The organism is Mesorhizobium sp. ORS 3428 (assembly GCF_001854785.1).
Classification (GTDB): Bacteria; Pseudomonadota; Alphaproteobacteria; order Rhizobiales; family Rhizobiaceae; genus Mesorhizobium.
The window spans coordinates 301,198-313,923 of the sequence record NZ_MDFL01000001.1 but is presented as its reverse complement, the minus strand read 5'-3'; the positions used below and the strand labels follow the sequence as shown (position 1 = coordinate 313,923).

Here is a 12,726-nt window from a genome sequence, read left to right as displayed (position 1 = left end):
AAAATTCGCTATGCTCCGATGTCGCCGCAACGCGCGGGACACGCCAAAGCAGCCGGAGCTACGCAAGACTTCCTCGCCCTACCATCCACAGGCCTTCAAGAACCGTCCAACCGTGCCGGCCATGCCATACTCCAGAGCATCGGCTGTCAACCCWTGGCCGATCGATACTTCGGCTAATGCCGGGATACGACGGGCGAGCGCCGGCAGGTTGTTCACGGTCAGATCATGCCCGGCATTGACCTGAAGACCCGCTGCGAGCGCAGCATCAGCGGTCTTTCCCAGTTTTTCCAATTCCTTCGCCGCCTTGGCGGTATCGGAATGGCAACTGCCATACGGGCCGGTATAAAGCTCGATGCGGTCGGCGCCGATATCGCGCGCGGCATTCACGCCGGCCGGATCGGCGTCGGAAAACAGCGACACGCGGAAGCCTCCCTTCTTCAGCCGCTTGACGATCGGTGTCAGAAGTACGGCCTGGGCGACGAAGTTCCAGCCATGGTCCGACGTCGCTTGCGCCGGGTCGTCGGGCACCAGCGTCACCTGTTCCGGCTGATTCTTCTCGACAAGCGCCAGGAAATCATCGGTGGGATAGCCTTCGATGTTGAATTCGGCGTCCGGAAATTCGTCATCGATCAGCGCCCTGATCTCCGGCAGGTCCGAATGCCTGGTATGCCGCTCGTCGGGGCGCGGATGGACCGTCAGCCCATGTGCGCCGGCGGCAAGCGCGATGCGGCCGAGCCCGGTGACGCTCGGCCACGGCAGGTCGCGGCGGTTGCGCAGCATGGCGACGGYGTTGAGGTTGACCGAAAGCTTTGCGGGCATGATCCAGCGTCCAGTTGGAGCAATTCCAGGAAAAGTGCGTGGCGATTTCCGTCCGGAATTGCGTAAGAACAAACACTCAGGGCAGCTCGGCGGTTCTGTCAAACGCTGAACCGCTCTGCGTTGGCGCGCATCTATAGCGCCTTTGGGGGGAACAGATAGAGGGTTYCCGGTGTTCCAGATGTCGAGATGATGGCCAGCGCAAGGATTTGCCAGTGAATCACCTCGATGCAGTGCCGGCGATTCGCCGCATTGAGACCAATCRCAACGCCCTTTTTGCCATCGACGTAGTCGGAAACGTCTCGCCGGCGGATGCGGAAAACCTGTTTGGCCTGCTCGAGGCAGCCTATGCCCTGCACCCGAGAATCGACGTGCTGGTGCGGCTGACCGACGAGGAAAGCGTGGATTGGGCCAACATCTCGGAAAAAACGCTCCGGCAGGGCGTGGCCGATGCGCTGGGACACGTCGTCCGCTGCGCGGCCATCGGCGAGCCGCGCTGGGCGTCTTTTGTCGTGGGCTTCTTTCCGAGGACGTTGCCGTTCGACTTCAGGCGTTTCGACAGCGATGACGAAGCCGCTGCCTGGCAATGGCTTGGCGCGAGGCCGCGCTGAATCAGCGCACGATCGTCAGCCGCTCGGCGGCGCGGGTGATTGCGGTGTAGAGCCAGCGCTGCCGGGTCTCCTTGAACGCCCAGCTCTCGTCGAACAGCACAACGTCGTTCCACTGCGAGCCCTGTGCCTTGTGCACCGTCAGCGCATAGCCGTAGTCGAAATCGTCGAAGCGCTTCTTCTGCTGCCATGGAATCTCGGCGTCCGGATCCTCGAACGCCGCCTTCAGCAGCTTGATCTTGGCGACGCCGCGGTCGGGATCGTCCTCTTCCGGCGAGACCAGCAGGTTGATGCCGGGCTTCACCGTTTCGCGCGACGAGGTCATCACCTTCCACAGCGAGCCGTTGAGCAGCCCCTTGGCCGGATCGTTGCGCAGGCAGACCAGCTTGTCGCCRGCTTGCGGATAGTCGGCGTTAAAGCCTTTCAATTCGCGCAGGCGCTGGTTGTAGCGCCGCCGCGTGCGATTGGTGCCGACCAGAACCTGATCCGCCTTCAGAACCAAATCCTGGGTGACGCCTTCCCTGCCAATCACCTGCGCCGTGCCGTAGTCGCCATGCATGAACTCGCGGCCTTCGCGCACGTCGAGCGCCAGCCGGATGATCGGATTGTCCTGCGCCTGCCGATGGATTTCGGTAAGCAGCACATCCGGGTCGTGTTCGGTGAAGAAGCCGCCGCCCGAGATCGGCGGCAGCTGGGCGGGGTCGCCCAGCACGAGGATCGGCGTGCCGAAGCTCATCAGGTCGCGGCCGAGCTGCTCGTCGACCATCGAGCATTCGTCGATGACGACCAGCTTGGCGCGCGCGATCGGGCTTTGCCGGTTGAGCGCGAAGGTCGGCGAGATCGAAGTCTTGCCGGTCACTTCGTCCTCGACCGACTCCTCGCCCCTCGGCCTGTAGATCAGCGAATGGATGGTGCGGGCATTGATCGCTCCCTTGGAGCGCAGCACCTGGGCTGCCTTGCMGGTGAAGGCCGCGAACTGCACCTGCCCGTCGACATGCTCGGCGAAGTAGCGGGCCAGCGTCGTCTTGCCGGTGCCGGCGTAGCCGAACAGACGAAAGACCTGCGGCCGGCCCGCCTTCAGCCAGCGGCCGACCGCCTTCAAAGCCTCATCCTGTTGGGGAGAGAATTCCATCGGAGCGACAGACCGGATTCTCGAGCGAAACACAAGATTTCCGTCACCGGCGTGCCGGCGACGATCTCATTTGCTACCCGCTCGGCAAGCTATCAGGCGCAAACCAGAACGTAAAGGGAACAAGCCTGTTTGAGTTCATGCTACCTGGGAGATCCGGGATCGTTCTCCAGCAGGATCGGCTTGCCGTGCGGGGTGGCGCGCGCGGCACGCTCCCAGGCGGCTGCAAGTGCATCGACCTCGCCCTTGCCGGCGACGCCCTTTGCCGAGAGCAGCTTTTCCAGCGCCGCCAGCCAGTGCTCGTAATAGTCGTGACCGTCGCTTGCCGCGTCCGGCTTCTTCACTTCGGCCGACAGCGCGTCTGCCCATTCGCTCCACAAAAACAGCCCCTCGTCGTGCAGCGCGACAGTCATGGCGAAAGCCTGCGCCTGCCATGGTTCGGCGAACACCGGATCGTCGAAGCCTTCCGGCAGTTTGGYCTCATGCCGGCTCAAGATAGCTCTCCCAGGCATCGATCGACACGCTCAACGTCGGGTCGGCGCCCTCGCCCCAGATTTCCGCCCCGTCGAAAACCACTGTATAGACCCATTGCGGGTTCTCGCCCTTGCCATGCGCATTGCTGTCCGGGAACACGAAGCCGTCGCGCACGRCCTCGATCCTGCCGTTCTTGCCACGCGCATAGCGCGGCAGGCGCGTATGGCCGGTGGGATTGAAATTCTGCGTCCGCACGCGATCGCCCGCCCGGAATCGCGCCGGTGCGGCAACCGGCCGGTCGCACGGGCCGCCCTTGGCAAGCACCGCAGGCACATCAGCTGCTTTCAACACCCTCTTGGGTGTGGTGGCCGGATCGATCGCCTCGCCGGCGGCGAGGTCGCGCTCGGTCACGAAGCCGTGGCGCTTCAAAAGCGTCTCAAGCGCCTTGATCCAGATCTGGTAGTAGCTCGAGGCATAATAGTCGGCCGGATGCAGCGATTCGCGCGCATGCCGGCTCTCGTCGATGTTCCAGGCTCCCATGGCACCGGCCGTCAGCGTCACGCCGAGCGCGCGCTTCTCCCATTCGGCATGGAAATAAGGCTCGTCCTTTTCCGGCGCGACCGGTCCGAAACCCATCTGCCCGCCRAGATCCTGCGGCCCGTTCATGCCGGTTCTCCGTTCATTCCGGCTCCCCCTTCATTCCGGCTCTTTGGCGAGTGCCGTGCCGATCATCGCATCGCGGCTGACCAGGCCGGCGAGTTGCTCCTCGCTCCAGCCTTCGGTGCCCTTCGGCCGCATCGGTACCACCAGGTAGCGAAGCTCCGCCGTCGAATCCCAGACGCGGATCTTCTTGTCAGCCGGCAGCGTCAGCCCGAACTCTTCGAGCACGCCGCGCGGATCGATCACCGCCCGCGAGCGGTAGGGCGGCGCCTTGTACCAGACTGGCGGCAGGCCCAGCACCGACCACGGATAGCAGGAGCAGAGCGTGCAGACGACGAGGTTATGCGTCTCCTCGGTGTTGAAGACGGCCTGCATGTGCTCGCCCTGGCGGCCGGTGAAGCCGAGCGAGGCGATCGCCGCGGTCGCGTCGCGCTTCAGCCATTCGGCATAGGCTGGATCGCTCCACGCCTTGGCCACCACCCTGGCGCCATTGCGGGGACCGATTTTCGTCTCGTAGGTGTCGACGATGACGTCGATGGCCGCCGGATCGATCAGCCCTTTTTCGGTGAGGATCGTCTCCAGCGCGCGCACGCGCGCCGCGAATGGATCGAGCTCGTTGTCGTGGTCGTGATCATGGGACATGGCACAAGGTTACGATCGCCTGCACGCCCTCGCAAGCGCGGCGCCTTGGGCCAGAGCCGTGCGCCTATTCGGCCGCCACCTTCTTCGGTTCGGCTTCTTCCTCGGAATCGAAGAGCGAGGGCTGTTCAGCAGGCTCGACCGCATGCAACTCCGGCCGGCGCTTCTTCGAGGAGAAGCTGAGCAGCCAGCCGGAGAAATGCTCGAAATAGACATAGATCACCGGCGTGACGAACAGGGTGAGCGCCTGCGAGGCGAGCAGGCCGCCGACCACGGCGACGCCGAGGGGCTGGCGCAATTCGGCGCTCGCCCCGGTGCCGAGGGCRATCGGGAACGTGCCCATCAGTGCGGCCAGCGTCGTCATCATGAYCGGCCGGAAGCGCATCAGGCAGGCCTTGTGGATGGAGTCCACCGCCGACATGCCCTGCCGCCTGAGTTCCAGCGCGACGTCGACCATCATGATGCCGTTCTTCTTGACGATGCCGATCAGCATCAGGACGCCGATCACCGCGATCACCGAGAGATCCATGTCGGCGAAGCGCAGCGCCACCACAGCGCCCAGCACCGCCGACGGCAGGCCGGTGAGGATGGTCAGCGGATGGATGAAGCTCTCATAGAGCATGCCGAGCACGATATAGATCGTCAGGATCGCGCCGCCGATCAGCAGACCCTGGTTGGCAAGCGAATCCTGGAAGGTCTTGGCCGTGCCGGCGAAGGTCGTGCCGATCGAGGTCGGCATGCCGATCTGCTCCTTCAGCTGGTTGATGCGGGCCACGCTGTCGCCGAGCGCCACGCCTTGCGGCAGGTTGTAGGAAATCGTCACCGCCGGGAGCTGGCCGAGCTGGTTGACGGTCAGCGCGCCGGCTGTGCGCTCGACGCGGGCGAAGGCGCCGAGCGGCACCAGGCTGCCGCTCGCCGTCCGCACCTGGATGGCCAGCATCCGCTCGGGCGACCACTCGATCTTCGGATCGAGCTCCATCACGACCTGGTAGCTGTCGGCCGAACCGAAGATGGTCGAGACCTGCTCGGTGCCGAACCCGCCGTAGAGACTGGACCGCAGCGTACCCGTATCGACGCCGAGTTGGGCGGCCTTGTCGCGGTCGACGACCAGCGTTGCCTGGAGCGAGTTGTTCTGCAGGTCGCTGGTGACGTCGGTGAACATCGTGTGGTCGGCAGCCATGGCGTCGTTGAGTTTCTGCGCCCAGATGTCGGTCTGGCCGGTGTCCAGGCCCTGCACGACCAGCTGATAGGCACTGGCGGAGGACCGCGAACCAAGTCTCAGGTTCTGCACCGGCTGCATATAGGCCTCGATGCCTGCGACTCCGGCCAGCTGCCGCCTCAAGTCTGAAAGYACCTTCTCGATGTTKGGGCGCTGGCTCTTGTCCTTCAGCTGTACGTAGAGCTGGCCCTGGTTCAGCGCATTGTTGCCGCTGCCGACCGACCAGGCCACGTGCGACACATAGGGCGAATGCGAGAAGACATTCGCCACCTGGCCTTGCAGCTTCGTCATGGCGTCGAAGGAAATGTCCTGCCGGGCGATGGTCGTCACCGAGATCTGGCCGATATCCTCTTGGGGGAAGAACCCCTTCGGCGAGGCCTGGATCAGCCAGACCGACAGGGCGGCGGTGCCGACGAAGACAAGGAACACCAGGAAGCTGTGCCGCAGGCAGAAGGTCAGCAGCCAGTCGTAGCCGCGCGTGAAGATGTCGTGCCTCTGGCCACCGGCATGCGCCTCGCGATCGGCCTTGGTCACCGACAACAGCCGCGAGCACAGCATCGGCGTCAGCGTCAGCGACACGAACATCGATGCCAGGATGGCGACCGTCACCACGACCGCGAACTCGTTGAAGATGCGGCCTATGACGCCGCCCATCAAAAGCACCGGTATGAACACCGCCACCAGCGATATCGAGATCGAGATGATGGTGAAGCCGATCTCGCGCGCGCCCTTCAGCGCGGCGTCGAAGGCCGGCAGCCCATCTTCCTCCATGTGCCGGAAGATGTTTTCCAGCATGACGATGGCGTCGTCGACGACGAGGCCGACCGCCAGCGTGAGGCCCATCAGCGAAATGTTGTCGATGGAGAAGCCGAACAGGAACATCGCGCCGAGCGTGGCGATCAGCGAGATCGGCACAGCCACGGCCGGAATGATCGTTGCGGTGGCCCGGCGCAGGAAGATGAAGATCACCATCACCACCAGGGCAATGGTCAAAAGCAGCGTGAACTGCACGTCATCGACGGCGGCGCGGATCGAGGTGGAGCGGTCGTTGAGAAGCTTGATGCTGGCCGCTCCCGGCATCTGGTCCTGGAAAGACGGCAGCATCGCCTTCACGTGGTCCACCACGTCGACCGTATTGGCATYGGGCTGGCGCTGCACAGCCATGATGATGGCGCGCGTGCCGTCATACCAGCTCGCGGTCGTCGTGGTCTGCACGGAATCGATGACGCGAGTGACATCGCCCAGGCGCACCGGACGACCATTCTTGGTGGCGATGATCAGGTTGGAAAAGCCGGCGGCATTGGTCAGCTGGGTGTTGGAGGTGATGGTGAGCTGCTGCTTGTTGTTCTGCAGCACGCCGAGCGGCGTGTTGCTGTTGGCCGAGGCGATCGCTGCCTGAAGTTGATCGATCGAGATGCCGCGCGCCGCAAGCGCCGTCGGGTCGATCTGGATCCGAACCGCGTATTTCTGCTGGCCGAAGATCAAAACCTGCGCCACGCCGTTGATCGTCGACAGCGACGGCGAGATGACGTTTTCGGCGAATGCGTCGAGATCGGTGAGCGGAACCGTGTCGCTGACCAGCGACATCAAGAGGATCGGCGCGTCGGCGGGATTGACCTTGCGGTAGCTCGGCGGCGAGGTCATCTGTGGCGGCAATTGCCGCTGCGTGCGCGCTATCGCCGCCTGGACGTCGGCCGCGGCGGCGTCGATGTCGCGATTGAGCACGAACTGGATGGCGATCGAGGTCTGGCCAAGCGAATTGGTGGTCGAGATCGAATCTATGCCGGCGATGGTGGAGAACTGTTTGATCAGCGGTGTCGCCACCGACGTCGCCATGGTTTCCGGCGAAGCGCCCGGCAGCTGAGCCGAGACGTTGACCACCGGGAATTCGGCGCTCGGCAGCGCCGCCACCGGCAGGAATTTGTAGGCAAAAATGCCGCCCAGAACGAGGGCGAACGACATCAAGAGCGTCGCAACCGGCCTACGTATGCAGAATTCGGAAATCATGGGCGCGCCTCGCCGGCCTTGTCGGCTTCCGCGACCTTGGGAGCAGCCTGATCGCCGTTGCTGGCCGTCTTGCCTTCGTGGATCGCRGCGCCGTCCTTCAGCCTCGTCTGGCCTTCCACGACGACCTTTTCACCGCTCTTCAGCCCCTGGCTGATGGCGGTGTTTTCGCCCTCCGTCAGCGCCACCTGCACCGGCCGCATCTGCACCGTGTTGTCAGGCTTGACGACATAGACGAACGGTCCCTTCTGGCTGGGCTGCACCGCGACCGTCGGGACCGACGTCATCTGCGGCATCGTGCCGGCGTCGAGCACGACATTCACATACTGGCCGGGCCATAGCGAAAGATCCGCATTCGGGATGCTTGCCCGCGTGGCGATGGTGCCGGAGGCGGTGTCGACGCTGGAATCGACGAAGTCGAGCGTACCCTTGCCGATCGGCGTCGGGTCGCCGTCCTTGGTCAGGGTCACAGCCCCTTGCTGCGGATTGGCAAGCGCCTTGTGGAGCAACGCCAGATTGCTTTCCGGCAGGGTGAAGTTGACCCGCAGCGGATCCATCTGGGTGATCGTCACCAGCGGGGTCGAGTTGCTGCTGTTGCCATTGCTCGTGGTGACGATATCGCCGACCGCCACATTGACGGCGCCGAGCCTGCCGGAAATCGGTGCCGTGATCGTTGCATAGCTGAGCTGGACCGTGTCGGAATCGATCATCGCCTTGTCGGCGTCTATGGTCGCGGCAGCGGACCTCTGCGCGGCGAGCGCCTGATCGTAGGTCTGCTGCGTGCCGGCCTGCTTGGCGACGAGGTCCTTGGCGCGCTGGAGATCGGCCGTCGCACTGACGAGCAGGGCCTGGTCCTTGGCGAGCGTCGCCTGGTCCTTGGCAAGCTGCGCCTTCAGCGCGCGGTCATCGAGTGTGAAGAGAAGGTCGCCGGCCTTGACCATCTGCCCGTCCTTGACGGTGATCGACACGATCTGGCTGGAGACGCGGGCATTTACGCTGACCACCGCCGGCGAGGAAACGAAGCCGATGGCGTAGCGGCGGATCGGAAAATCGGCCGTCGTCGCGGCTGCCGAAACGATCGAGACCGAGCGCGCCCCGCCACTGCCCGCTTTTGGATTGTCCGAAGCCTTGGCCGTGCTGTTCGTCCCATCCGCAGCTGCCGRCTGGCCCGAGATCAGCTGCTGGACCCTGCCCATCGCGGCGGGCGAAAGGTAAACGCCGGCACCCGCAAGGCAGGCCAGCGCAACGACTGCAAAGCTGATTTTTCCGCGCATCGACAAACCAACCCTCTACCCGACACGCCGATCCCGGTGGTCCATTTTAGCTCTATTCACGGGCTTTCGCCGTGATTTTCGTCGAGTAGATAGAACAAGCCTTTGGCGGAAAAGGGCCAAAACGCGGCATTACGAAGATTTAATGTGCACTGCACAATAACTGTGCAGCGGCCATGTCGCCAAACGTGCGCAGCGGTTTTGGGGGAACGACATGCATCAGTGCGTCGCGCTTTAAGATTGCCGGCCCCTTACATCGACCCGAAAATGAACCCGGGGATATATTGAGATCCAGGTGAGGCCAGCCTCACCTGGATCTCAATAGAGCCTCATCGCAGCATCGGCCAGAGCGTCGCGGCCAGCAGCACGCCCATGGCGATGTTGAAGCATTTCAGGCGCACCGGATCCGACAGGAAGCCGCGCAGCGCCGTGCCGAATCCGGCCCATACGGAAACGCTGGGCAGGTTGACAGTGGTGAAGGCGATCGAGATCAGCGCCACCGAGACGAACGGCTGATCCGGGTTGGTATAGACGGCCATTGCGGTGATCGCCATCACCCACGCCTTGGGATTGACCCACTGGAACGCGACGGCGTCGATGAAGCGCATCGGCCGCGCTTCCGCGCCATCCTTTTCGCTCATCGAGCGCGACATGGCGATCTTCCAGGCAAGGTAGAGCAGATAGGCGGCGCCCGCGATTTTCAGCGCCGTGTGCAGCGCCGGAAATGCCGTYAGCACCGCGCCGAGCCCGAAGCCGACGGCCAACAGCAGGACCAGAAAGCCCATGCTGATGCCCAGCATATGCGGAACGGTCCTGGCGATGCCGAAATTGACGCCGGAGGCCAGCAGCATGAGGTTGTTCGGCCCCGGCGTGATCGAAGTCACGAAGGCGTAGACCAACAGAGTAAGGAACGCGTTGACCGACATCATATCCTCCCGGATAGGTCAGTCATATTGTCCTTTTTTAGCAGACGCGCAAACGCCACGGACGGGCGGCTGCAGGGCCAGAAGGGAAGATTGAAGCAGCCGGAGCGCCGGTCCCGCGCCTACATGCCTTGCGGGCCGCGGTTCATGGCCGCCACGCCGGTGCGGCAGATCTCGACCAGGCCGAGCGGCTTCATGATGGCGATGAACTGATCGAGCTTCGAGCCCTTGCCGGTGATCTCGAAGATGAAATGCTCGGTGTTGGCGTCGATGACCGAGGCGCGGAAGGCGTCTGCAAGCCTCAGCGCCTCGACACGGGCATCGCCGGTGCCGGCAACCTTGACCAGCGCGAGCTCGCGCTCCAGCGGCCGCTCCTGGCCGAGCTCATGCGAGCGCACGGTGAGGTCGACCACGCGATGCACCGGCACAATGCGTTCGAGCTGATGCTTGATYTGTTCAAGCACATGCGGCGTGCCGCGCGTCACGATGGTGATGCGCGACAGGTGCTTCTCGTGCTCGGTCTCCGAGACCGTCAGGCTCTCGATGTTGTAGCCGCGTCCCGAGAACAGGCCGATGACGCGGGCAAGCACGCCCGGCTCGTTATCGACCAGAACGGAAAGCGTATGCGTTTCCGGCTTCTCGGTTTCCTTGGCGATGAAATAGGCGGAGCCGGTCGGCTGAAGCTGTGCGTTCATGACGTGAATCTCGATTTCAAACTTGTGCGCTAGTACTCTGTTTCCACACGGCTTCCGCCGAGGGCTCTTGCCCTCGCCTACACCAGTTCCCTGCCCTTGGCGTCGATGGCGTTGGCCACCGCCTCGTCGGTCGCCTCGTCAGGCAGAAGCATCTCGTTATGCGCCTTGCCCGACGGGATCATCGGGAAGCAGTTGGCGAGCGTCGCCACGCGGCAGTCGAACAGCACCGGCTTCTTCACCGAGATCATTTCGCGGATCGYRTCGTCCAGCTCGTCCGGCTTCTCGCAGCGTATGCCGTGTCCGCCATAGGCTTCCGCCAGCTTGACGAAATCCGGCATGGCCTCGGTGTAGGAATGCGACAGCCGGTTGCCGTGCAGCAGCTGCTGCCACTGCCGCACCATGCCCATATACTGGTTGTTAAGGATGAAGATCTTGATCGGCGCCTCGTACTGCACCGCGGTGCTCATCTCCTGCATCGTCATCTGCACCGAGGCGTCGCCGGCGATGTCGATAACCAGCGCATTGGGATGCGCGATCTGCACACCGAGTGCCGCCGGCAGGCCGTAGCCCATCGTTCCCRGTCCGCCGGAGGTCATCCACCGGTTCGGCTTGTCGAAGTGATAGTGCTGCGCCGCCCACATCTGGTGCTGGCCGACCTCGGTGGTGATATAGGTGTCGATATCCTTGGTCAGCGCATAAAGCCGCTGGATCGCATATTGCGGCATGATCACGTCGCTGTTCATCTTGTAGGCGAGCGAGTCCCGCGCCCGCCATTTCGCGATCTGCTCCCACCACGGATAGAGTGCCTTTTTGTCGGCCTTGGCAGTCGCCCGCCACAGCCRCACCAGATCCTCCAGCACCCRCCCGACATCGCCCAGGATCGGCACGTCCGCATGGACGTTCTTGTTGATCGAGGACGGGTCGATGTCGATGTGGATCTTCTTCGAGTTGGGCGAGAAAGCGTTGAGCCGCCCGGTGATGCGGTCGTMGAAACGCGCGCCGATGCAGACCATGACGTCGCAGTCATGCATGGCCATGTTGGCCTCGTAGGTGCCGTGYATGCCGAGCATGCCGACCCAGTTCTTGCCCGAAGCCGGATAGGCGCCGAGCCCCATCAGCGTCGAGGTGATCGGGAAGCCGGTGAGGTCGACCAGTTCGCGCAACAGGTGGCTTGCTTCCGGACCCGAATTGATCACGCCGCCGCCGGTGTAGATGATCGGCCTCTTGGCGCTGGCCATCAGCTCGACGGCAGCCTTCACCTTCTCCAGGTCGCCCTGGACCTTCGGCTGGTAGCTGGTGCGCGGCGCCGTCTGCGGCGGCACATAGATGCCCTTGGCGAACTGCACGTCCTTCGGAATGTCGACCACGACCGGACCGGGCCGCCCGGTGGTCGCCACATGGAAGGCCTCATGGATGGTGGCGGCGAGATCGTTGACGTCCTTCACCAGCCAGTTGTGCTTGGTGCAGGGCCGCGTGATGCCGACCGTGTCGCATTCCTGGAAGGCGTCGGAGCCGATCAGCGAGGTCGGCACCTGGCCGGTCAGACAGACCAGCGGAATGGAATCCATCAGCGCGTCCTGCAGCGGCGTCACCGCGTTCGTGGCGCCGGGACCGGACGTGACCAGCAGCACGCCGGCCTTGCCGGTCGAGCGGGCATAGCCCTCGGCCGCGTGGCCGGCGCCCTGCTCGTGCCTGACCAGAATGTGCTCGACCTCGTCCTGCTGGAAGATCTCGTCATAGATCGGAAGAACCGCGCCGCCCGGATAGCCGAAGACATGCTTGACGCCGTTGTCCTTCAACGCCTGCACCACCATTTCGGCACCCGTCATTTCGCGCCGCTCGTTCTGTCCGTTGCTCATCGGTCTGGTCCCGTACTGTTCGCCGTCTGGCGATTTGCTGGTCGTTTAGTTCGATTGGAGGCAATAAAAAAGGCCCCCGAGGGAGCCTGTGGGATGCGCATGGGAGGTTTTCGCCCGGCGGTTACACCGCCTTGCCCACGCGCCAGCCTACGAGAATGAGTGCCGTTTTCATGGGCGCGGACAATAAGGGCCAAAGCGCGGGCTCGTCAATGGGGTGCAGTGCGAATTCGCCCGCCCGCGAGCACGGCACTGCGACCCGCTACCATAGTACACGCGCTACCATAGTACAGTTGAGCCCCTGCCGCCGAGGCACCACTATGCCGCTGGTGTGCATGTCGCCCAAACGTCTGCAGCGGTTTTGGGAGCATGACATGCAGCAAAGGTGACGTTGCCTGCGAGGAGGACGCATGGCCGGCGACCCTCGTCGCG

The 12,726-nt window shown here is 63.6% G+C and carries 11 protein-coding genes; 1 reads left to right on the top strand and 10 read right to left on the bottom strand.

Going from position 1 to position 12,726, the window contains the following annotated elements; translation table 11 throughout:
• Positions 1 to 78: 78 nt before the first annotated feature.
• Positions 79 to 819, bottom strand: coding sequence for a pyridoxine 5'-phosphate synthase (locus ORS3428_RS01390; protein WP_071093999.1), 741 nt, complete (start codon positions 817 to 819; stop codon positions 79 to 81).
• Between the two features lie 230 nt (positions 820 to 1,049).
• Between ORS3428_RS01390 and ORS3428_RS01385 the strand changes: the two genes are divergently transcribed.
• The gene (locus tag ORS3428_RS01385) at positions 1,050 to 1,427 is read left to right on the top strand and encodes an STAS/SEC14 domain-containing protein (protein WP_338011904.1); all 378 of its coding nucleotides are present in this window, start codon (positions 1,050 to 1,052) and stop codon (positions 1,425 to 1,427) included.
• A gap of 1 nt (position 1,428) precedes the next feature.
• Here ORS3428_RS01385 and ORS3428_RS01380 read toward each other — a convergent pair whose 3' ends face one another.
• The 9 genes from ORS3428_RS01380 to ORS3428_RS01340 all read right to left on the bottom strand — a co-directional run bounded on the left by ORS3428_RS01380 (position 1,429) and on the right by ORS3428_RS01340 (position 12,297).
• On the bottom strand, positions 1,429 to 2,556 hold the full coding sequence (locus ORS3428_RS01380; RefSeq protein WP_071093997.1) for an ATP-dependent DNA helicase: 1,128 nt from the start codon (positions 2,554 to 2,556) through the stop codon (positions 1,429 to 1,431).
• Between the two features lie 140 nt (positions 2,557 to 2,696).
• A complete protein-coding gene (locus ORS3428_RS01375) occupies positions 2,697 to 3,047 on the bottom strand; it encodes a nitrile hydratase accessory protein (RefSeq protein WP_071093996.1) in 351 nt (116 codons plus the stop codon).
• Positions 3,034 to 3,693 carry a nitrile hydratase subunit beta gene (gene nthB, locus ORS3428_RS01370; protein WP_071093995.1) on the bottom strand — a complete coding sequence of 220 codons (660 nt, stop codon included), beginning with the start codon at positions 3,691 to 3,693 and terminating at the stop codon, positions 3,034 to 3,036. The genes ORS3428_RS01375 and nthB overlap by 14 nt, the downstream gene beginning before the upstream one ends.
• A 30-nt stretch (positions 3,694 to 3,723) precedes the next feature.
• On the bottom strand, positions 3,724 to 4,329 hold the full coding sequence (nthA, locus tag ORS3428_RS01365; protein WP_071093994.1) for a nitrile hydratase subunit alpha: 606 nt from the start codon (positions 4,327 to 4,329) through the stop codon (positions 3,724 to 3,726).
• A gap of 64 nt (positions 4,330 to 4,393) precedes the next feature.
• Entirely contained in the window at positions 4,394 to 7,552 is a 3,159-nt protein-coding gene (locus tag ORS3428_RS01360) for an efflux RND transporter permease subunit (protein ID WP_071093993.1), read from the bottom strand.
• Positions 7,549 to 8,823, bottom strand: a complete 1,275-nt coding sequence (locus ORS3428_RS01355; protein ID WP_071093992.1) for an efflux RND transporter periplasmic adaptor subunit — start codon at positions 8,821 to 8,823, stop codon at positions 7,549 to 7,551. Before ORS3428_RS01355 ends, ORS3428_RS01360 begins: the two co-directional genes overlap by 4 nt.
• Before the next feature lie 326 nt (positions 8,824 to 9,149).
• Positions 9,150 to 9,746, bottom strand: coding sequence for a LysE family translocator (locus ORS3428_RS01350; protein ID WP_071094054.1), 597 nt, complete (start codon positions 9,744 to 9,746; stop codon positions 9,150 to 9,152).
• 119 nt (positions 9,747 to 9,865) lie between these two features.
• Positions 9,866 to 10,438 carry an acetolactate synthase small subunit gene (gene ilvN / locus ORS3428_RS01345; protein ID WP_059185300.1) on the bottom strand — a complete coding sequence of 191 codons (573 nt, stop codon included), beginning with the start codon at positions 10,436 to 10,438 and terminating at the stop codon, positions 9,866 to 9,868.
• 77 nt (positions 10,439 to 10,515) lie between these two features.
• Positions 10,516 to 12,297, bottom strand: coding sequence for an acetolactate synthase 3 large subunit (locus ORS3428_RS01340; RefSeq protein ID WP_083354950.1), 1,782 nt, complete (start codon positions 12,295 to 12,297; stop codon positions 10,516 to 10,518).
• Positions 12,298 to 12,726 lie beyond the last annotated feature (429 nt).

Bases quoted from the DNA above. Each gene is read 5' to 3' on its own strand.
- nthA (WP_071093994.1), bottom strand. From the start codon at position 4,329: ATGTCCCATGATCACGACCACGACAACGAGCTCGATCCATTCGCGGCG.